This window comes from Chryseobacterium viscerum (genome assembly GCF_025949665.1).
Lineage (GTDB): Bacteria > Bacteroidota > Bacteroidia > Flavobacteriales > Weeksellaceae > Chryseobacterium > Chryseobacterium viscerum_A.
In genome coordinates this window covers 1,915,827-1,937,089 of record NZ_JAPDFT010000001.1, presented here as the reverse complement: position 1 = coordinate 1,937,089, position 21,263 = coordinate 1,915,827, and the positions used below count along the sequence as shown (strand labels likewise).

18 protein-coding genes are annotated in these 21,263 nt (G+C 36.3%); 6 read left to right on the top strand and 12 right to left on the bottom strand.

From position 1 onward, the window contains the following. Positions 1-109: 109 nt before the first annotated feature. Together infC and thrS are read right to left on the bottom strand one after the other, a co-directional pair. Entirely contained in the window at positions 110-610 is a 501-nt protein-coding gene (gene infC, locus OL225_RS08820) for a translation initiation factor IF-3 (protein WP_185097810.1), read from the bottom strand. 171 nt (positions 611-781) lie between these two features. Further along, positions 782-2,701, bottom strand: coding sequence for a threonine--tRNA ligase (gene thrS, locus OL225_RS08815; protein WP_264517994.1), 1,920 nt, complete (start codon positions 2,699-2,701; stop codon positions 782-784). A gap of 243 nt (positions 2,702-2,944) precedes the next feature. Between thrS and OL225_RS08810 the strand changes: the two genes are divergently transcribed. Beyond that, positions 2,945-3,919, top strand: coding sequence for a dipeptidase (locus OL225_RS08810; RefSeq protein ID WP_264517993.1), 975 nt, complete (start codon positions 2,945-2,947; stop codon positions 3,917-3,919). 187 nt (positions 3,920-4,106) lie between these two features. On the opposite strand, the gene OL225_RS08805 is transcribed toward OL225_RS08810, so the two are convergent. Continuing rightward, positions 4,107-5,651, bottom strand: coding sequence for a hypothetical protein (locus OL225_RS08805; protein ID WP_264517992.1), 1,545 nt, complete (start codon positions 5,649-5,651; stop codon positions 4,107-4,109). 148 nt (positions 5,652-5,799) lie between these two features. Between OL225_RS08805 and OL225_RS08800 the strand changes: the two genes are divergently transcribed. The 4 genes from OL225_RS08800 to leuB are packed head-to-tail and all read left to right on the top strand — an operon-like array spanning position 5,800 to position 10,112. Further along, a complete protein-coding gene (locus tag OL225_RS08800; protein WP_081995431.1) occupies positions 5,800-6,963 on the top strand; it encodes a 2-isopropylmalate synthase in 1,164 nt (387 codons plus the stop codon). Between the two features lie 31 nt (positions 6,964-6,994). Further along, positions 6,995-8,383, top strand: a complete 1,389-nt coding sequence (gene leuC, locus OL225_RS08795) for a 3-isopropylmalate dehydratase large subunit (RefSeq protein ID WP_264517991.1) — start codon at positions 6,995-6,997, stop codon at positions 8,381-8,383. Positions 8,384-8,398: 15 nt separating this feature from the next. Beyond that, positions 8,399-9,007 carry a 3-isopropylmalate dehydratase small subunit gene (gene leuD / locus OL225_RS08790; protein ID WP_264517990.1) on the top strand — a complete coding sequence of 203 codons (609 nt, stop codon included), beginning with the start codon at positions 8,399-8,401 and terminating at the stop codon, positions 9,005-9,007. Beyond that, positions 8,988-10,112 carry a 3-isopropylmalate dehydrogenase gene (gene leuB, locus OL225_RS08785; RefSeq protein WP_264517989.1) on the top strand — a complete coding sequence of 375 codons (1,125 nt, stop codon included), beginning with the start codon at positions 8,988-8,990 and terminating at the stop codon, positions 10,110-10,112. The genes leuD and leuB overlap by 20 nt, the downstream gene beginning before the upstream one ends. Positions 10,113-10,201: 89 nt before the next feature. On the opposite strand, the gene OL225_RS08780 is transcribed toward leuB, so the two are convergent. The 9 genes from OL225_RS08780 to OL225_RS08740 form a co-directional block, all read right to left on the bottom strand. Further along, positions 10,202-10,387: a hypothetical protein gene (locus OL225_RS08780; protein WP_264517988.1), complete on the bottom strand. Its 186-nt coding sequence runs from the start codon at positions 10,385-10,387 to the stop codon at positions 10,202-10,204. Positions 10,388-10,457: 70 nt separating this feature from the next. Beyond that, positions 10,458-11,063, bottom strand: coding sequence for a DUF4230 domain-containing protein (locus OL225_RS08775; protein WP_413541847.1), 606 nt, complete (start codon positions 11,061-11,063; stop codon positions 10,458-10,460). Between the two features lie 3 nt (positions 11,064-11,066). Then, positions 11,067-11,630 (bottom strand): TlpA family protein disulfide reductase, encoded by a 564-nt coding sequence (locus OL225_RS08770; RefSeq protein WP_047374949.1) that lies wholly within the window; start codon positions 11,628-11,630, stop codon positions 11,067-11,069. Between the two features lies 1 nt (position 11,631). After that, on the bottom strand, positions 11,632-12,099 hold the full coding sequence (locus tag OL225_RS08765) for a nucleoside triphosphate pyrophosphohydrolase family protein (protein ID WP_047374946.1): 468 nt from the start codon (positions 12,097-12,099) through the stop codon (positions 11,632-11,634). Between the two features lie 270 nt (positions 12,100-12,369). Then, entirely contained in the window at positions 12,370-12,789 is a 420-nt protein-coding gene (locus OL225_RS08760) for a hypothetical protein (protein WP_047374944.1), read from the bottom strand. Between the two features lie 10 nt (positions 12,790-12,799). Continuing rightward, positions 12,800-13,513: a glycohydrolase toxin TNT-related protein gene (locus tag OL225_RS08755; RefSeq protein WP_047374942.1), complete on the bottom strand. Its 714-nt coding sequence runs from the start codon at positions 13,511-13,513 to the stop codon at positions 12,800-12,802. Between the two features lie 473 nt (positions 13,514-13,986). Then, on the bottom strand, positions 13,987-16,917 hold the full coding sequence (locus OL225_RS08750; RefSeq protein ID WP_264517987.1) for a reprolysin-like metallopeptidase: 2,931 nt from the start codon (positions 16,915-16,917) through the stop codon (positions 13,987-13,989). Positions 16,918-17,288: 371 nt separating this feature from the next. Then, entirely contained in the window at positions 17,289-17,786 is a 498-nt protein-coding gene (locus tag OL225_RS08745) for a DinB family protein (RefSeq protein WP_077417525.1), read from the bottom strand. A 20-nt stretch (positions 17,787-17,806) separates the two neighbouring features. Further along, positions 17,807-18,946, bottom strand: coding sequence for an acyl-CoA dehydrogenase family protein (locus OL225_RS08740; protein ID WP_264517986.1), 1,140 nt, complete (start codon positions 18,944-18,946; stop codon positions 17,807-17,809). 190 nt (positions 18,947-19,136) lie between these two features. Here OL225_RS08740 and OL225_RS08735 point away from each other — a divergent pair, with 190 nt between their 5' ends. Next, complete coding sequence (locus OL225_RS08735; RefSeq protein WP_264517985.1) at positions 19,137-21,050, top strand: endonuclease; 1,914 nt, start codon at positions 19,137-19,139, stop codon at positions 21,048-21,050. Positions 21,051-21,263 lie beyond the last annotated feature (213 nt).

Genomic DNA, 21,263 nt, shown 5'->3' with positions numbered 1-21,263 from the left:
TTCAGACGATAGAGCAGTCTGGATCCACGATCTTTAAAGTTTTCCAGAAGTACTCAAAATAAAAAACCTCAAATTGCTTTGAGGTTTTATATGTAAAATAATGACTTAATTATTTTGCCGGTTTTTTAGGACTCATCATCATAATCATCCTTTTTCCTTCAAGTTTAGGAAGCTGGTCTACTTTACCCACATGCTCTAGTTCCTGAGCTAGTTTTAAAAGCAAAATTTCTCCCTGGTCCTTAAAGATAATCGAACGTCCTTTAAAAAATACGTAGGTTTTTAGCTTAGAACCTTCTTCAAGGAATTTTTCAGCATGCTTCTTCTTGAATTCGTAATCATGGTCATCAGTCTGAGGTCCGAAACGGATCTCTTTTACAACCACTTTTACTTGCTTAGCTTTAAGTTCCTTCTGTTTTTTCTTTTGCTCATATAAGAATTTCTTATATTCTAATATTCTTGCAATAAAAGGTTCAGCCTTATCAGAAATTACTACTAAATCCAATTCCTGGTCCGCAGCAATCTGTCTTGCCTTGTCAATTGGATAAATTCCTGGCTCTACGTTATCGCCCACCAAACGAAGCTCTCTCACACGAATTTTATCGTTGATCAAGTGTAAGTCCTCCTGTACAGGACGTCTTTGTGGGCCCCTGTTGTTAAATCTTTGTGCTATTGTATTATAATTTTATTGGTTAATTACTTAATTTAATTGATTTAAATATTTAAAATTGAAAGATTCAGTAATTTTTTAATCTTCGAATCATTCAATCTTTTAATTTTAAATTTATATGGCTGCCTCCTTTTTAAAGTAAGCAACGAAATCCTCCAGTTTCATCACTCCAAGATCTCCTTCTCCACGTCTTCTTACAGAAATCGTGCCTTCTTTTTCTTCATTTTCTCCTACTACAAGCATGAAAGGAATCTTATTCAATTCTGCATCACGGATTTTCTTACCCGTTTTCTCATTTCTGTCGTCAATCTGACCGCTAATATCGTGATTTTCCAAAAATTGTGAAACTTTTTTTGAATAATCTACATATTTTTCACTGATCGGTAGAATAATAAACTGATCCGGGCTTAGCCATAATGGGAAATCACCTGCTGTGTTTTCCAGCAAAATAGCAATGAAGCGCTCCATAGAACCAAATGGTGCTCTGTGGATCATTACCGGTCTGTGTTTTTCATTATCATTTCCGATATAATGAAGATCAAATCTTTCAGGAAGGTTATAATCTACCTGGATAGTTCCCAGCTGCCATTTTCTTCCCAAAGCATCTTTCACCATGAAGTCAAGCTTAGGACCGTAGAATGCCGCTTCACCGTATTCTACTACAGTTTTTAAACCTTTCTTCTGAGCTGCATTGATGATTGCACTTTCTGCTTTCTCCCAATTCTCATCAGAACCGATATACTTTTGTTTGTTTTCAGGATCTCTTAATGATACCTGCGTTACAAAGTCTTCAAAACCTAAAGATTTGAAAACATAAAGAGTAAGATCAATTACCTTTTCAAATTCTTCAGAAAGCTGATCCGGAGTACAGAAAAGGTGGGCATCATCCTGAGTAAATCCACGAACTCTCGTTAATCCGTGAAGTTCTCCACTTTGCTCATATCTGTATACTGTTCCGAATTCTGCATATCTTTTTGGTAAATCTCTGTAGCTCCATTGTGAAGTTTTGTAAATTTCACAGTGGTGAGGACAGTTCATTGGTTTCAGCAAGAATTCTTCTCCTTCATTCGGAGTTTTGATCGGCTGGAAGCTATCTTCCCCATATTTATCCCAGTGTCCTGAAGTTACGTATAATTCTTTTGCCCCGATGTGTGGAGACATTACAAATTCATAACCTCCTTTTTTCTGAGCATCAGAAAGGAAATTCTCTAGTTTTCTTCTTAAAGCAGTACCTTTTGGCAGCCAAAGTGGTAAACCGGCACCTACTTTTTCAGAGAATGCAAAAATTCCAAGTTCTTTACCTAATTTTCTGTGGTCTCTTCTTTTGGCTTCCTCCAATCTCTCAAGGTATTCAGTAAGATCTTTCTGCTTAGGGAAAGAAATACCATATACTCTTGTCAATTGAGGGTTCTTTTCATTTCCTCTCCAATATGCTCCGGCTGCATTTAAAATTTTAACCGCCTTTACAATTCCTGTATTCGGAATATGACCACCACGACATAAGTCTGTGAAATTATCGTGCGTTACAAAAGTGATTTCTCCATCATTAAGATTAGAGATCAGTTCCACTTTGTAAGGATTGTCTGCATATGTTTTTAAAGCATCTTCTTTAGAAACCGGATAAAGAGAGAAGGTAGAACCTTTCTTCGCGTTTTCTAAGATCTTTTTCTCAATCTTTTCAAAATCTTTTTCAGATAAGCTTTCATCCCCGAAATCTACATCATAGTAGAATCCACTTTCGATGGCAGGGCCAATGGTCAACTTAGCATTAGGATAAAACTCAAGGATAGCCTGTGCCAAAAGGTGGGCAGAAGAGTGCCAGAAAGCCTTCTTTCCAAGATCATCATTCCAGGTCAAAAGCTGTACCGTAGAATCCGTGGTTATAGGTGTGGTAGTTTCTACTTGTTTATCATTAACAATTGCGGAAATGGTGTTTCTAGCCAATCCCTCGCTTATAGATTTTGCCACATCTAGAGGAGTCACTGCTCCCTCGAATTCTTTGACACTATTGTCTGGAAGTGTAATTTTTATCATTGTTTACTAAGAAATTTTAAGATGCAAAAATACGGAATTTTTAGATAAAATACTATATTAGCAATATATTTAAAATGAGAATTAATATTAAAAAAAGAAAAACAGGGGTGTTTTTGTCTCATTGAATTCCAGATTCAGTTTACTACAGAAAAATACTTCAGAATTTCCGGGTATGTATTTCCTTATTATTAAGACTCGTTTTCCTTTTAAAACTCTTTAAAAACAAACAAATTACACTTCAATATGAATACGATAAATGTTGATCTGCATTGCGATTTATTGTGCTATTTATTAGAACCGGGCTCATTAATTGATGACAAAGAGCTTGGCTGTTCACTTCCTTATTTAAAAGAGGGAAATGTAAAACTTCAGGTTATGGCTATATACTCTGCAACAGGGGATAATAGTACTGTTTATGGAGCAAGACAGAGCGAAATATTCTCAGATTTCCTACAGAATGAAAATTTTTTCCTATTTGATGGTGAAAATTATAAAAACTCTGAGAACACAGATAAAGTAGGAGTTATTGCTTCTATTGAAAATGCATCCGGCTTTTGTGGCGAAAATGATACCCTGGAATCCGGTTTTAAAAATCTGGAAGCTATCATTGAAAAAACACAGCGAATTCTTTACCTGGGAATAACCCATCATACTGAGAACCGCTTTGGAGGAGGAAACTATTCTGAGGTAGGACTTAAAGATGATGGAAAAGTTCTGCTTGATTATATTTCAGAAAAAAATATTGCTATTGATCTGGCGCATACCAGTGATCAGCTTGCCTATGGAATTCTGAATTATATAGATCAAAGAAACTACAGGATTCCTATTTTGGCAAGTCATTCTAACTATAGACAAGTACATGACAAAAAGAGGAACCTTCCAGATGAACTGGCAAAAGAAGTTATTAAAAGAAAAGGATTAATAGGCCTCAATTTTATCCGTAATTGTATTGATGAGAGAAATGCAGAGGTATTATATGAACATATTCAATACGGTCTTGATTTAGGAGGTGAAGATGCTATTGCTTATGGTGCAGATTTTTATTTTTGGAAAAACCATCCCGATAAATCCCGTTATCCAATTTTCTTTGAAGGATATGATGACGCATCTGCTTTTAATGCAATCAATAAAGAAATTGAAAAACGCTTTTCATCCGAACTGGTAGAAAAAATCAGTCATAAAAATGCATTACATTTTATAGAGAGTATGTATAAATAAAGCAGAATTTAAGATCATTTTATTCTCTCGCAGATTCAGCTGATTTCAAAGATGCACTTAAAAAGATCTGCTTAATTTGCTCAATCTGCGAGAGATTATTTTTTTCAACCAACGATTTTCAATGTTTAATTTTACATTAAATAAAATAGTGTAATTTATTGTAATAATGAATTTTATGTAATTTTATTTAATGTTTTCTTTTATACTTGACTTTCTGCTTGATGATCTCAATCACGTCCACGTTCTGGACTTTAGATTTGATCCATCCATGGATATCAATATAAAATAATGACCGTCTGTAATATTCATTTTTAGAAAACGCTTCCAGTTTTTTATCAAAACTTTCAAACGCTTTCTGCCTTTGATCCAAAACTTGATTATTAAGATTCTTAAAAAACTGAATACTCTCAAAGTGGAATTCTTCCGGCTTTTTCATTTTTTTAGCAAACTTTAAAGTAGAAGCAATAAATTCATCATAATCTTCATCATTACCTGATTCATATTTTGCCATTAAGATTAGAATTCTGGTATGGAAAAGCAGATCTTCCTGTACGTTTCCTCTAGATTCTATGACTCTCATAGAATATTCAATCGATTTGTCAAACATTTTACTGCCAAAGAACATGGCAGCCATTTTCAGATAGAGAATCATAAAATGATGTTCATCAATTCTTTCTCTGAGTTTTTCCATTTTTAATTCCACTTCAGGAATAAGCTTGGTTCCTGTGAAAAATTCGCCTTTTACAAAGTGGATATTCATCAGCGTATTGTAATGGGTAAGGAAAATAAGAGACTGAAGATTTTCATTCTGGATAAAATTCTCAGCATGTACCATTTTATTAAAATTCGCGAAATGCTCCTCCAGAATATCAATATTGCCATATAAAAACAGGATCTTCAATAGATAAGTATTCCCTTTGATATACCAAACCGGGTGGCTGTAAATCATTTCAGGCTTTTTATGAAAAAGATCAACCCATTGATAAGCATATTTCAAAGTGTATTTATAATCCTGCAAAAGCTGGTTCTTCCAGACATGAGCTTTATAATACCAAAGTTTTTCCGTGAAGTTTAACTTCTCAGGGTTTATATTTTTAATCTGGGCATTAAAAACATCCATTACTTCCTGACGGTCTGCATCATTTTTTACATAGCCGTGGGTAAGCATTTCGCTGTATAATTTCAGAGAAAGATTAGACAGTTTGGTGGTATAACGGTTCTGTTTGCTGATCTCTTGAGATTGCTTAATAAGCTCTTCAGCGCGGCCTTCAATACTTCGGGTAATGAATTGTGATTCAATTACTTTTTCAAGATCTATGATTTCAGATGCAATACTTTTTTCATCCAGTTCCAATGCAGACTGCTTGGTTTTGTCCAATATCTTCAGAGCCTGCTTGTAAAGTCCTTTCTGATACAGAATATTGGCAAAATCCAACTGTTCACGAAGCTGAATTCTATAGTTCTGATGGCTCGGGTTCATACGAAGACTTACGAGGATCTGTTTGTAAAGATGGGCTTTAAGGTTGGAAAGTTGCTGTTTGGTAGAGATTTTTTTCTCAATAATTATACTTTCATCATATTCTTTCATCTTATCCATTTCGGAAAAGAGCAGCAGAAATTTGGCATCTACATTAATTCCGAGACGGTTGACATATAATTTAAACTGTCGTTTTTCAGAGGTGGTCAATGACTTTACCAATACAAACAAAAAATCTTTCTGCAATTCTGCCATTGTAAATTTTTATAAATTAAAACACTGATTAATAAATGAATACGATTGTTTTTTCAACTGTTGAATATTGTAATTTTCAAAAAAAGTGAAAATGGAAAAATATTGCAACCCGTAGTTTTGAACCAAAATTAAGTAAAAAACTTCACTTATGGATTCCGAAAAAATTGAAATTTTTGATACAACACTAAGAGATGGGGAGCAGGTTCCGGGATGTAAACTGAATACGGAACAAAAACTGATTATAGCTGAAAGACTTGATGAGCTAGGGATTGATATCATTGAAGCGGGATTCCCAATTTCCAGTCCGGGAGATTTTGAATCTGTTTCAGAAATTTCAAAACTTGTGAGAAAAGCTAAAGTATGCGGACTCACAAGAGCGAATAAAAAAGATATTGATACCGCAGCGGAAGCACTGAAGTATGCAAAGAGACCAAGAATACACACCGGAATCGGAACTTCCGATTCTCACATTAAATATAAATTCAACTCAACAAGAGAAGATATTATTGAAAGAGCTGTGGAGGCCGTAAGGTATGCCAAAATTTATGTGGAAGACGTAGAATTTTATGCTGAAGATGCAGGGAGAACAGACAATGAATACCTGGCGCAGGTTTGTGAGGCAGTTATCAAAGCAGGGGCTACTGTTCTGAATATTCCTGATACAACAGGATATTGCCTGCCGGAAGAATATGGACAGAAAATAAAGTATCTGAGGGAAAACGTAAAAGGAATTGAAAAAGCAGTGCTTTCATGTCATTGCCACAATGATCTTGGACTGGCTACTGCCAATTCTATTGCCGGAGCGATTAATGGAGCCCGTCAGATTGAATGCACCATCAATGGATTGGGAGAAAGAGCTGGTAATACGGCTTTAGAAGAAGTCGTCATGATCCTGAAACAGCACAAAGATCTGAATCTGCATACCAATGTGAATTCCAGAATGCTGAATGAAATGAGTACAATGGTTTCAGATCTGATGGGAATGTCTGTACAGCCCAATAAAGCTATTGTAGGAGCCAATGCTTTTGCTCACAGCTCAGGAATTCATCAGGATGGCGTAATCAAAAACAGGGAAACTTATGAAATTATAGATCCTGCAGAAGTAGGAGTAAATGCTTCTTCAATTATTCTTACAGCCAGAAGCGGCCGTTCAGCATTGGCTTATCGTTTCAAGCATATCGGTTACGAGGTTACCAAAAATGAGCTTGATTATTTATATCAGGAGTTTTTGAAGATCGCAGACCTTAAAAAAGAAATAGGTAACGATGATCTGAACATGATGATGGATTCTTTCAGTAGAAAAATAGGATAGGTTTGATTTTAAAATCAAGATAAAAGTAAAAATGGACAACAGTAAAAAAACACTTTTTGATAAAGTATGGGACGCTCACGTGGTAGAAACCATTCCTGACGGACCTCAGATTATTTATATAGACAAACATCTTATTCATGAGGTAACCAGCCCTCAGGCTTTTGCAGAACTGGAATCCAGAAACCTGGAAATATTCAGACCGGAACAGATTGTAGCCACTGCGGATCACAATGTACCTACTTTACATCAGGAACAGCCCATTAAAGATGCTCTTTCAAGAAATCAGGTAGAACAGCTTACAGAAAACTGTAAGAAAAACAATATTGAGCTTTTCGGATTAGGACACCAATATCAGGGAATCGTTCATATCATCGCTCCGGAATTAGGAATTACCCAGCCGGGAATGAGTATTGTGTGTGGTGACAGCCATACATCTACGCATGGAGCATTTGGATCTATTGCCTTTGGAATTGGAACCAGTCAGGTGGCTCAGGTATTTGCCAGCCAATGCTTATTGCTTAACAAGCCAAAATCAATGAGAATTACAGTCAATGGCGAATTGAATGAAAATGTTCAGCCTAAAGATGTGATTCTTTATATCATTTCAAAAATAGGAACCGACGGAGGAACAGGATACTTCTGTGAATATGCAGGAAATGTATTTGAAGAAATGTCAATGGAAGGAAGGATGACAGTCTGCAACATGAGTATTGAAATGGGTGCCAGAGGCGGTATGATTGCTCCGGATGAAACCACTTTTGAATACGTACAGGGAAGAAAATTTGCTCCGGAAGGAGAAGATTGGAATGAAAAAGTAGCCTATTGGAAAACTCTGAAAACAGATGAAGGAGCAGTTTTTGATGAAGAACTCAGCTTTGATGCTTCAGATATCTACCCAATGATTACTTACGGTACCAACCCTGGAATGGGGATTTCAATCCGTGAAGTTATTCCGGCTCCGCAGAATGAATCGGAAGAGAAAGCGTTACAGTATATGGGATTGGAAGCAGGGCAGACCGTTAACAGTATCAATGTTAATTATGTTTTCATAGGAAGCTGTACCAATGCAAGAATAGAGGATTTCCGTTCTGCAGCTCAGTATATTAAAGGGAAGAACAAATCGGAAGCCGTACAAGCTCTGATTGTTCCCGGATCTCAACAGGTTGTTAAACAGATTTATGAGGAAGGATTGGATAAAATATTCAGTGATGCAGGATTCCAGATCCGTCAGCCAGGATGTTCAGCGTGCCTGGCCATGAATGATGATAAAATTCCGGAAGGAGCGTATTGTGTTTCCACTTCCAACAGAAACTTTGAAGGTAGACAGGGACAGGGTTCAAGGACGATTCTTGCCAGCCCGCTTACCGCAGCAAAAGCAGCAATAGAAGGTAAGATCTCAGCTTTTGAAAGTTTAAACTAAACAGATTAAGAGTACATGCAAAAATTAGTTGTTTTAAAATCCCGTGCAGTTCCATTGCCGGCAGAAAATATAGATACAGACCAGATTATTCCGGCAAGATTCCTGAAAAGTATAGACAGAAAAGGGTTCGGAGAAAATCTGTTCAGAGATTGGAGATTCAATATCCAGACAGGAGAACCTAATCCTGATTTTGTTTTAAACAATCCTAAATTCAGTGGCCAGATTTTGGTGGCAGGAAATAATTTCGGTTGTGGAAGCAGCCGTGAACATGCAGCCTGGTCTTTAACAGATTATGGATTTAAAGTAATTATTTCCAGTTATTTTGCTGATATTTTTAAAGGAAATGCTCTGAATAACGGACTTCTTCCTGTAAAAGTTTCTGAAGAATTTTTAAAAGAAATTTTAGAAGGAATCAATGAAAATCCTGATAATGAAATCGCTATTGATGTGGAATTACAATCTGTAAGCTTTAAAGATACCACGGAGACTTTTGAGATTGATTCTTATAAAAAAATATGTCTGCTAAATGGCTATGACGATATTGATTTTTTAATCAGCAGAAAACAGACAATCACAAATTTTGAACTAAAGACACAAAAAGCAAATGAGCAACAATTATTTTAAAATCGCAGTTCTTCCCGGAGATGGGATTGGCCCGGAAATCATAGCTGAAAGTATTAAAATATTAGATGTTATTGCCGAAGCTTTTCAATGTAAATTCCATTTTGACTATGGATTGATTGGGGCAGAAGCTATTTTCAAAACAGGGAATCCTTTGCCTGAAGAGACTTTGAAAATCTGTAAAGAATCTGATGCCGTACTTTTCGGAGCTATTGGTGATCCGGTTTTTGATAATAATCCTGAAGCAAAAGTAAGACCGGAACAAGGGCTGCTGAAACTTCGCAAAGAACTTGGGTTGTTTGCAAATATTCGTCCTTTGAAAACTTATGCTTCTTTAATTGATAAAAGTCCGCTCAAAAGAGAAATTATTGAAGGAGCTGATATCCAGATTTTCAGAGAACTGGTAAGCGGAATCTATTTCGGTGAAAAATTCACAGATCCCGATGGTGCGTATGCTTATGATGTCTGCAAATACAGTCGTGAAGATATTATTCCAATTGCGCATATGGCATTTCAGGAAGCTCAGAAAAGAAAGAAAAAACTTACTCTTATTGATAAAGCGAATGTACTGGATACTTCAAGATTGTGGAGAAAGACGTGCCAGGAAATTGCACCGGAATATCCTGATGTACAGCTTGATTATATGTTTGTAGACAATGCGGCTATGCAGCTGATTCTTAATCCTAAACATTTTGATGTTATCTTAACTGAAAATATGTTTGGTGATATTATTTCTGATGAAGCCAGTGTGATTGGAGGATCTATCGGATTATTACCATCTGCTTCAGTAGGAGAGAAGAATGCATTATTTGAGCCTATTCATGGGTCTTATCCACAGGCAAAAGGGAAAGGAATTGCCAATCCTGTTGCTTCTATTTTAAGTGTGGCCATGATGCTTGACCACCTTAATCTGCAGGCTGCAGCAGATAAATTAAGACAGTCTGTAGAACATGCTATTGAAAACAAATATGTTACGATTGATCTTAATACCAAACAGTATTACTCAACAAGTGAAGTGGGAAGCTTTATTGCCGACCATATCAGATATTCCGAGAAGTCATATTACAATTTTGAAAATATCAGGATTGGAAAATCGACCATTGTATAGAAACAAAAAGTTCAGTTAGATAGTTAGAAAGAAAAGTTCCGCCTCGTATGAGACGGAACTTTTCAATTATAAAGAAGCCTTATAGCTTTTTATTTCTTTGTATTATCCGTTTTTCCTGATTTGTTTTTTGACGATTTCTGAATATCTTCTTTATCAATATCAGGTGGATTGGTTTTTTTCGATGCTGCAGGAATATTCTGAAAATCCTGATTTTGCTGTTTGGTTTCTGCAGCATTAGCAGATTCTTTCTTGTTGGTTTTTTCTTTTTTATCCATGACTTTAAATTTTAAATTTCAAGAATATGGATAGTATCATTCAAAGGGTTTGCCAAACAGGAATTTTATTCTAAAGTCCCAGAATACCAATTTTCCCGGTTTTATCCTCAATCGTGTAATTTAAAGCCTTTGCCAGAACGAAAACATTATTCAGGTTTTCCATCAGCTGTTTGCGGCCCTCATTTCTCAACTGGTTCTGATCAATTGATTTTTCTGCCGTTTCTTTAGCTTTTGCTGTGACATTCTTAATATCTTTTTCCGAAATTCTGTTAATGAAAGAATCATCTAAAGATTGAATCTCAACACTCGGTGTAATTCTGATCTCAGCATCAGGAAGTTCTGTTATAATCAGTTTTTTGTTGATGGAATCTACTTCGATCTTCATTTTATTAAGATCATAAGAAACCTGTGCATTGGTCTTTGTATACGTAATAATGCTGTTGCTGGAAACTTCTTTCCCGAATACTTCATAACCCATTTTGGTTTTCTGCATACTGGACGTGTTCTGTTCCATCACCACCATCTTATTCATTTTGGAAATCTGATTGGTCAGGATATAATAATCCGACTGTTCAGTTTTAGTTCCCAAATTCAGACAAGACTTCAGACCAAAAAACAGAAGCACCATAGCGCCGGCACCGGCTGCAAAGGATAAGGTTGTTCTATAATTTCTCAAAATCTATTTAAAAATTTCTTTAATAACAGAGGAATCGTTCTTTTTAAGGATTTCAACCAGATCTCTTTCAATATAGCCTGTAGTAGGCATTTCTACAATTCTTCCAATCTCTTTTCCATATCTTTTCAGGATAATGGTAGGGACTTTCTGAAGATTATAAAGACTTTCATCCCCGGTAGGAGATTCTTTCTTACGGTTTACAGCAATAATATTTAATTTATTTTCCGGATAGTTTACGGCTTCCAATATTTTCATCAGTCTTGGAAAATCTCTGTGGCTGTCTTCACACCATGTTCCCATGAAAACAATCATGTCATAGGTACCGATTTTTCCTTTTTTTAATTCACTGACTGCTTTTTGGTCAAGGGCATATTCATCATGTTCCTTTACATACCAATCTGCATAAGGAGCTTTTAAAAACTGCTCTTTCAGTTGGTTTCCCAAAAGCATTTTGCCGTCTTTCTGAGTTTCAACCTCACGGTTTACTACTACTTTTTGAGCGCTAAGCTGTTGTGCAGCTAAAAACAAACTTGAAAAGGCAACAATATTGGTAATAAATTTTTTCATATTATTTCTCGATAATTGATTTTAAATCAGCAGGAGAGTAGTATTTGTTTTTTAATACTTTATGATCTGCCTGTCTGTAAACGTTAAATTTTTCTCCTGACTTTTCATAAAAAGATTCTACTTCCTTCTCTTTGTAGAATTCAACTGTTTCCTTTGCCTGCTCTTCATTATCACACGCCTTCGACATATTGGAACGCTGAACTTCGTTGAATAGCTCTACAAATTTGCTGCCAAGTCCGAATTCCAGCACAGCACCACTCAAAACATACTGAAGATCACATAATGCATCTGCAATTTCTACAATATTATTATCTGCAATGGCCTGCTTCAGTTCGTTCAATTCTTCCTGTAAAAGTTCTACTCTCAGATTACATCTTTCCGGAGAAGGAATTTGTGGGGTATCTAAAATAGGGGCTTTGAAAGTAGTATGGAATTCTGCTACTTGGTTCAGACTATCAATTTTATCCATGAATTTTTTTATTTCCCACAAAGATAGAAAAGGATTTGTAAAATGTGAAATGTACAGAAGGAAATGTATGAATAAAGAGGTGAGAAGAATTATGATATCATTTTCACAGATGTTTGTGTTTAAAGTAGAATGATATATTTAATCATGTTTTGAAAATTAAAATCCTTTTATAAATCTAAAGGCTATCTGTGAACAAAATTGAATCTATAAAAATTACAAACCACAATTTAAAAATTGTGGTTTGTTTTGAAGTGTTTTAATTCTATTCAATTATTTTAATTCTTCATATTTCCAGATGCCTGAGATGCTCAATATCATCAATCCCGGTTGTTTTTCACCATAGCTGAATACGCAGATATATTTTGAATGGCAGGAAGAACAATCTGTCCCAAAGTATAAAGTAGGAAGATCATTAACGGTCAGTTCTCCGAAATGAAGCATTCTTTGAGAAGTTCCGTTGACGATTCCGTGTTTTAATAACTCATCTTTGGATACAACTTTGTCTTCATTGTACACCTGGAAAATTGGAAATCCTGATTCGTAGGGTATTATTTCAACTGTATTTTCATGACCGCAATTACAGCAGGTAAAAGTGGTTATGGCTGCTGGAAGAGCCTCATCGTTCAGGAATGTGCTTTTTGTAACAGAAGCTTTTTTAGTAATGTTTATTTTTTTTGATATTGAATACATCTGAATAGGTTTATGGCTGAATAACTGTGCCTACTAAGTTAGGATATTTTCCGCTTGGACTTTTCTTGATGGTAACTTTTATGTAGCCTTCTTCTGCCAGTTTATTCCATGTTTTCTGATAGCCTGTGTTGATATCAATCGGAATTTTCCACATTGTTTGCTTTCCTTTACCCGCCTGGCTGAACCATGGAATGATATCTGCTGTTTGTGTTTTAAACTGCATTGAATTATTCAGAACATCAATCTCATAATAGAAATCGTACTTGTCTTCAGGTTGGTTTAATGCTCTTTGGGTAAATGTATAGGTATATCCGTTGATGATAGGACTTGTAAAACTTCCTCCCAAAGTAGGAACACCTGTACCGTTGTAACTGCCTACAGCTCCGCTGTATCTGTCAAATTTCTGCCCAACCTGTAAAGCAACATCATCAACGATATTGTAGCCTCCGTTGGCAGGCGGCCATCCACCATTTAAATTATTGGCCTTAAAAAGCGATTCCAACTCGCTCCATTTTCCTCGTTTGTAAAGATCGTATGCCTGATTTCTGATGGATTGACTTACGCTGTTGTTCGTATCATAAGTTACTGCCAGTTCATCAGCGTTTTTGTAGAATACCGTGGTGACATCGGGATTGATGTCTATTACATCATCATTGTCTGAGCTACAGGAAACCGAGAACGAAGCAATAGTTAAAAAAAAGATGTACTTAAATAAATGTTTCATATAAAATTTTTTAAATTATTTTAAAAATAAGAGGTATTAGAAGGGGCTACCTTTTTGAAACATCATTCTTTACAAAAATCTTAAATGGATATACTGATATGAATAGTATTAATGTTTTTCCGGCCAATAAAAAATAATGATCAGAATTTAATTTAATAAAAGTTTTCTGGCGTCAAATTGTTAAAAGATCAATTCTGCCAAAATAGGGTCGAAAGAAGCAACTGCATCAGACGTTCAAAAACGGCTCCGGAGCTCCCTTAAATACAAACTGGGTAAACGGTACAATAAAAGAATATTATTGTGCGATAAATTTAAATCAAAAAACTCAAATACCAGTTATTTTATTTTAAATAAAATATTTTTATGAAATTAATTACAATAATAAATGTATTTGATGTGATATTTTACATTTTAAAAAAAATAAAACTGCCCCGTAAAGGGCAGCTTTTTCACATCGTTTAATTTTAAAGAGATTAGTTTTTAATAAATCTCTTGGAAGATTCTCCAATTTGAATCATATAAGCACCTTTAATTAGATTGCTTACATTCACAGAGCCTCTTTGAAGTTTTCCTGAGTCAATTAGTTTTCCACCCATATCGAAGATTTTATATTCTTCTGAAGTTGTATTGGAAACATAAAGGATATCTCTAACTGGGTTTGGATAAAGCTTAATATCTGTAATCAGATCTTTTGTATTCTGAAGATCTCCTTTTCCTGAAGAAACGATATTAAGAGTGTAATCCTCAACCTGGCCATAAGTGAAAGCTTCACATGATGAAGTAGGGATTGAGCTGTATTTCATCATTACTCTCATTCTTGTAGATCCAACAGTTGCTGTAGATGGAATTGTGATAGATCCTGTAACAGGAGTTGTTGTAGAACCAGCTTTTGTCCATGCCAGTTCTCCACTATCTGTAAAGTCTCCATCACCGTTGTAATCAATATAAACAGCATATGCTTCGCTGTATTTTGTAGATGTCCAAACCGGAGTAATAGAGATGGTATAAGCACTTCCTCTTGTTACATTGGTAGAAACTGAAGTGAAGTTTTCATAACCAGCTGTTCCTGTAGAAGTATTGTTAATAGATCCAAATGTTACATTTCCGATTCTTTCATCAGCTGTATTAGATGCTGAAGAAGAGCAATATGAAACAGTTCCTCCTGCAAGAGTCGTAACGCTTACTGTGTTGCTGGATACAGAAGCATTTCCTGCTGCATCTTTTGCTTTAACAGAGAAGGAATACGTTGTTGATGGAGTAAGTCCTGTTACAGTATAGGTAGTAGAAGCCGTAGAACCTATTAATGAAGCACCCTGATATACATCATATCCGGTAACGCCTACATTGTCTGTAGCACCTGACCATGAAAGGTTGGTTGTTGTAGCGGTAGTTCCTGAAGCAGCAAGAGTTGGTGCTGTAGGAGCAACGGTGTCAGGAGTTCCGGAACCTGCATTTACAGAGATGTTGGCATTGTTTACATCAAAGAAAATGTGATTGGATCCTTTTACCATAATTCTTCCTGTAGTGGTAGTAGAATTAGGGATAGTTACTGCCTGTGAACCGTCATTCGGAGTTCCTGTCAATAGGGTAGTCCATGTATTTCCACTGTCTGTTGACCAAAGGATATCTACATTGGCTGCATTTACACCATTAGCTGTAGTTCCTGCCACGTTCCATGTAACCGTTTGAGAGCTTCCTCCGGCATACGTTGTGGCTGAATTCTGTGAGGTTATATTAAATGGTCCGGCAGTTCCGTTAACAGTGATTACAGCATCGTCAGAATTATTTCCTGAACCTCCTGCTTTGTTATCACGAACGGTAAATCTGAAGTTTAATGTTCTGGCTACTGAAGAAAGTGCTTCTACTGTGATCTCAGAACCTGCTGTAGTAGTTGCGCCTGTTAATATAGAAGCCATTCTTGGGAAATATCTTGCAGGAGAGGTTGTTGGAACCCATGATCTGAAGTTAGGCCCTGAAGCTTTTGTTGCGCTGGCAGCTGAACTTGCTCCTGTCTGAGAAGAAGAAGCATTGTCCATCTGTTCCCAGATATAGGTTAAAGAATCTCCGTCAGCATCCGTTCCTGTACCTGTCAGGACAAATGGAGTTCCTTTTGGAATGGTATAATCTAAGCCTGCACTCGCTGTAGGAATTGAATTTCCTGTATTGGTATTGACAGAGCAGGTTTTAGCTTTGATATTATTTGTGATCTGCTGAATGCTTATTGCATGGAAGAATGCATCAGAATGAGGTTGGATATCCTGACTGGTAATTCCTGCATATCCCATAATTGTTGATCCTGAACCCGGTTCCATATTGGCACCTGTTCCTTCGTTGTTCATAGAGAATGTGTGGTTTCCACCAAATTGGTGTCCCATTTCGTGAGCCACGTAGTCGATATCGAAGTTGTCTCCTGATGGAATAGCATCTGCCGGAGAAGTGTATCCGCTTCCTTTTGAACCGTTTGTACAGATACAGCCGATACAACCCGCATTTCCACCACCTCCTGAAGCACCGAATAAGTGTCCGATATCATAGTTGGCCTCACCAATTACAGAAGTTAAAGTGCTTTGTAACTGGGAATTCCAGCTGCTCATTCCTGAAGCTGCAGAATAAGGGTCCGTAGAAGCATTGGTGTAGATTACAGCATCGTTATTGGCGATCAGAACCATTCTTGCTGCGAAATCTTTTTCAAAAACACCGTTTACACGGGTCATTGTGGTGTTCATTGCAGCTAAAGCCTGGGCTTTTGTACCTCCGAAATAAGTAGTGTATTCTCCGGTACAGGATAAAGCCAGTCTGAATGTTCTTAGTTTGGCATCATCAGCGTTAGGTCTTGCCGCAAGAGCAGAGTTGGAAACTCCTTTCTGTGCAGCATCTACTACTGTACATTCAAACTTGTTAAGATCATCTTTTTTGTCAGATTTTCTGTACACTACATAAGTGGAAAGATCTTTGGTGTAGGGTTCAATGAAGACGGCAGATTTATCACCGTAGATTTCCATTGATGACAGTCCAAGCGGAGAAACGCTGAAATAGACTGTTGAATTAGGATCATCCAGACCTTGTCCTACGTAGGATTTGATATCCGGATATTTTGCTGCCAGTTCAGGGGCAAAATTGGAATTCTCCCTCACTTTAAAATTTTCCATTCTGCCTTCAGAATTTGGAAAAGAGATGATGAGTTCTGATTTTTCGCCTACAGCCAGTCTTTTGGGAGCTCTTGCCAAAGCATTTTTCAATCCGTTGATATCCAGGTTGTAAACCTTAGGATTGCTGATGCCGGTTTTGTTTTCAAAAACCTCTGATGAAGTTTTTCTGGAACCTTCAGACCAAAGACGGTCAGTCTGTGCGAAAGAAATACCCGAGATAAGGAGCATTCCAATCAGCGTTAATTGTTTTTTCATATTAAATACTAAATTTGATTGTGGAATATCAAAGCTAATGAAAAATATATTATGAAAAACAAAATTTTTTAAGGGAAATTTAGAATGTTGCTTTAAAATATTATGCATCACATTAAATATAATTGAAAAAGCTTATTAATAAAAGAAAAGTGAAAGTGACAAAATGAATTTTAATTTAAAAAAAAATGAAATAAGTGTATTTTTTTATTAATTTATTAAAATGAGACAATAAAATTTATTAATTATTGAATTATGTATGGATAATATTAGTAAATTGAATTTTAACAAATGTTTCCACACACCCTACATTCTGTTTACAAAAAAAGCTGTTTCAAAATGAAACAGCTTACTATAATTTATATAATCCTTAATTAGAATTTATCATCAGCAGTAGGACCGTAAAGCCCAGGGACTTTGTTCCCGGTTGATCTTAAATAAACAACCAGTTCACCTCTGTGATGGTACAAATGATTATAAAGAAAACCTCTTACTACCTGGATTCTTGGAGATGGCGGGAAAAGTACATTTCCGTTCATTTCCATTTTCCACTCATTAAAATAAGTGTTTTCATCCGAGTTTTCAAGAACTTTCTGGGCATTGGCAACATTTTCTTCAAATTTTGCCAGGATATTTTCCGCTTTGGAAATATCTCCTTTGTCATACTTGTACGCACCCATATCAAAAGTATCCTGATTGAAAGTGGATTCGTACCAATTGTATACTTCAGCAATGTGAGAGGCCAGCTGACCGGTTGTCCAGTTTTTTTCAGACGGTTTCCAGTCTAGTGCGCTGTCAGGGATTGCCTGTAAAATTTTTCTGGTGTTTTCAGCTTCGTGCAGAAATTCACCTAAAAGTGCCTGTTTAATCATTTGTATCGGGATTTAAAGATTTATTTTGTAATATCTCTTCCAATTACCAGTCTTTGGATTTCAGAAGTACCTTCACCTATGGTACAAAGTTTAGAGTCTCTATAGAACTTTTCGGCAGGGAAGTCTTTTGTATAACCGTATCCTCCGAAAATCTGAACTGCATTATTAGAAATTCTTACACAAGCTTCAGAAGCATACAGCTTAGCCATAGCTCCTTCTTTTGTCATTTTCTGTTTTGCGTTTTTCAGGGTAGAAGCTCTTTGGATAAGAAGCTCAGCCGCATCAATTTCTGTAGCCATATCTGCTAACATAAAATTGATAGCCTGGAAATCTGCAATAGGCTTCCCGAATTGATGTCTTTCTTTTGCATATTTCAAAGCAGCTTTGTAAGCTCCTCTCGCAGTACCTAAGCTTAGTGCAGCGATAGAAATTCTACCTCCATCCAATACTTTCATAGCCTGCTTGAAACCTTCACCTACTTCTCCTAAACGGTGGGAATCCGGTACGCGAACATTGTCAAAAATTAATTCTGCTGTTTCGGAAGCACGCATTCCTAATTTATTTTCTTTTTTCCCGGAAGTGAACCCAGGCATTCCTTTTTCTAAAACAAAAGCTGTAGAGTTATTCTTAGCACCTATTTCTCCAGTTCTTGTCATTACTACAGCAATGTCTCCTGAAATAGCGTGAGTGATAAAGTTTTTAGCTCCGTTGATAACCCATTCGTTACCATCTTTTACAGCGGTAGTAGACATGCCTCCTGAATCTGAACCTGTATTGTGCTCTGTAAGTCCCCAAGCTCCGATTACTTTTCCGGAAGCTAACTGAGGAAGCCATTTGTGTCTTTGTTCTTCATTTCCAAATTCATAGATGTGATTGGTACAAAGTGAGTTGTGTGCTGCTACAGAAAGACCAATAGATGGGTCAACCTGAGAAATTTCATCCAGAATAGTAACATACTCATGATAACCTAAACCAGAACCTCCATATTGCTCAGGAACAACAATTCCCATAAAACCCATCTCACCTAACTGGTGGAATAAGTCTTTTGGAAAAGTCTGGCTTTCATCCCACTCCATAATGTTCGGTCTGATGTTCTTTTCTGCAAATTCTCTAGCCGTCTCCGCTATCATTTTGATGCTGTCAATAGTCTCTGTATTCATATAATAATAGTTAGTGCCCAAAGATAACCAAATTGATGGAATGCTAAAATAAATTATTTCATTCATAATATTTAAGCAGTAATGCGTTTAATTTTCAATTTTTTATATCTTCAGAATTAATGTTTTCTTAATAAAATATTCACTCTTTTACGTTTTTTATTTCACTATTTTGGTTCCCAATTTTTAAGGCATGAAAAAAATTTTACTTCCTATCATTTTAGCTTCTTCTTTTATTTTTGCGCAGGCACCTGCCGGATATTATGATGGAACAGCTGGATTGACGGGATATGCTCTGAAGTCGAAACTTCACGATATTATTTCGGATAAAATGATTAACTGGCATTATGATGATCTGAAGGTGCTCTATAATCAGACCGATCTTGATAAATATTATGATCATGATGCTTCCAATACTCAATATCTGCTGGATATCTATTCGGAAAAGCCTTTGGGGCCGGATGCTTATGAATATAAGGCAGATCAGTTGATCGCGGGTGCAGGAGGAGAAGGTTTGGGCTATAACAGAGAGCATATGATGCCGCAAAGTACATTCAGTACAAGCTCTTCTATAAGTGATTATCCTATGTATTCGGATCTGAACTTCATTATTCCTGTTGATGCCTATATCAACCAGCGAAGGAATAATTATCCTTATGGAATAGGAAACAATACAAATCATTATATTTTTACCAATACTTCGAGGATATCCAATGCTGCAATTCCAAATTATCCTTATACCGGAAGAGTTTACGAACCTATTAATGAATTTAAAGGCGATATTGCAAGGACGTTATTGTATTTTGCAGTGAGATATGAGGGGAAACTTGGGTCATTTAATACAGCTTATACTACATCAGCCAATATAACACCGGCTACAGATCAGTGCCCGCTTGACGGAACTGAAGAAAGAGCCGTTGATCTTCCATATGTTGCCATGCTGAAACAATGGAGTGCCTCAGATCCTGTGTCGCAAAGAGAAATTGACAGAAATAATACTATTTATACGATACAAAAAAACAGAAATCCATTTATTGATCATCCTGAATGGATTGATCTGATCTGGTCTGAAACTCCTGATAATGTTGCGCCGGCAGCTCCCGGATCATTGGTTTCAACACAGCAGAACGCTTATTTTATTAATCTGAACTGGGCGGCTTCTCCTGATACCGATGTTTTAGGATACAGAGTTTATATGAATGGTTCCGCAACACCTGTAGCTGTTACAAAGGGAACTTCTATAAGCATAGACCACCTGAATCCGTCAACAACTTATACTTTTACTGTGAGAGCTTTTGATAAAGCCTATCTGGAATCTCCGTTCAGTAATACGGTTACAGCTTCAACAATTGCTTCGGATTTGTTTGCTCCGGATCTTATGATTACAAAATACATATCAGGAACCAATACAGATTTCGTTAAGAATAACGCTCTTGAAATTGTCAATAAAACGGGACATGAGGTAAATTTAAATAATTACAGAATTAATATTCAGTTTAAAAACAATTCTTCAGGAGCTATTTACAGTGGAGATACCTATGAACTGGAAGGTAAAGTTGGTAATAATGAAACTTTTGTTATTTTGAATCCAAAAGCTACTTTGTCATGCTATACCAATGATCAGGCAAGATTTGTAACGGCTTCTGATCCTATGCTGTTTGCAGGACAAAATTACGTGGAACTTGCTTACAATAAAACGGTTACTATAGATGCGATCGGCATAAAATATACTACCAATAATAACGGGAATATCTCTTTATATAGAAAAAACACCATCAATAAACCTGCAGATACATTCAATATCAGTGAATGGGAGTCTTATCCGGCTAATTACTGTCAGAATTTGGGTGGCACACTATCTACTGCAGAGCTGATTACTGCCAATAATGAATTTACAATATATCCAAACCCGGTTTATGACAATCTTTATGTAAACGGAGAAACGGAAAAGGTAAAAACAGCCCAGATCATAGATCTTTCAGGAAAGGTGATCTACACAGAAAAAGATCCGTTCAGAAATAAGAAAAGTATTTCGGTGCAGGGGATTCCTACAGGATTGTATTTCTTAAAGCTTGATGAGAAAGCGCATCAGTTTATTAAAAAGTAAATAAAATCAGATTTAAATACTGTCAGCCAAACCTAACAGGTTTTAAAAACCTGTTAGGTTTATTTTTTCGCTTTGCTCTCACAATGACAGGTTTAGCCCTGATAGAAGTGGTTACCCCACAGCATAAGGGAGAAAAGGAGGGAGCGAGGAGTATGAGCGGATAGCAGGAATAGCTTCTTACTTAAAATAAGGTAAGAAAATGTAGAGTTAAAG

Excerpts from the sequence above, each read along its gene's own strand:
- leuB (WP_264517989.1), top strand. The coding sequence starts at position 8,988 with ATGAGCAACAATTATTTTAAAATCGCAGTTCTTCCCGGAGATGGGATT.
- OL225_RS08810 (WP_264517993.1), top strand. The coding sequence starts at position 2,945 with ATGAATACGATAAATGTTGATCTGCATTGCGATTTATTGTGCTATTTA.
- OL225_RS08780 (WP_264517988.1), bottom strand. The coding sequence starts at position 10,387 with ATGGATAAAAAAGAAAAAACCAACAAGAAAGAATCTGCTAATGCTGCA.
- OL225_RS08740 (WP_264517986.1), bottom strand. The coding sequence starts at position 18,946 with ATGAATACAGAGACTATTGACAGCATCAAAATGATAGCGGAGACGGCT.
- OL225_RS08765 (WP_047374946.1), bottom strand. The coding sequence starts at position 12,099 with ATGGATAAAATTGATAGTCTGAACCAAGTAGCAGAATTCCATACTACT.
- OL225_RS08735 (WP_264517985.1), top strand. The coding sequence starts at position 19,137 with ATGAAAAAAATTTTACTTCCTATCATTTTAGCTTCTTCTTTTATTTTT.
- OL225_RS08750 (WP_264517987.1), bottom strand. The coding sequence starts at position 16,917 with ATGAAAAAACAATTAACGCTGATTGGAATGCTCCTTATCTCGGGTATT.
- OL225_RS08770 (WP_047374949.1), bottom strand. The coding sequence starts at position 11,630 with ATGAAAAAATTTATTACCAATATTGTTGCCTTTTCAAGTTTGTTTTTA.
- leuC (WP_264517991.1), top strand. The coding sequence starts at position 6,995 with ATGGACAACAGTAAAAAAACACTTTTTGATAAAGTATGGGACGCTCAC.
- leuD (WP_264517990.1), top strand. The coding sequence starts at position 8,399 with ATGCAAAAATTAGTTGTTTTAAAATCCCGTGCAGTTCCATTGCCGGCA.
- OL225_RS08800 (WP_081995431.1), top strand. The coding sequence starts at position 5,800 with ATGGATTCCGAAAAAATTGAAATTTTTGATACAACACTAAGAGATGGG.
- OL225_RS08805 (WP_264517992.1), bottom strand. The coding sequence starts at position 5,651 with ATGGCAGAATTGCAGAAAGATTTTTTGTTTGTATTGGTAAAGTCATTG.
- thrS (WP_264517994.1), bottom strand. The coding sequence starts at position 2,701 with ATGATAAAAATTACACTTCCAGACAATAGTGTCAAAGAATTCGAGGGA.
- OL225_RS08745 (WP_077417525.1), bottom strand. The coding sequence starts at position 17,786 with ATGATTAAACAGGCACTTTTAGGTGAATTTCTGCACGAAGCTGAAAAC.
- OL225_RS08755 (WP_047374942.1), bottom strand. The coding sequence starts at position 13,513 with ATGAAACATTTATTTAAGTACATCTTTTTTTTAACTATTGCTTCGTTC.
- OL225_RS08760 (WP_047374944.1), bottom strand. The coding sequence starts at position 12,789 with ATGTATTCAATATCAAAAAAAATAAACATTACTAAAAAAGCTTCTGTT.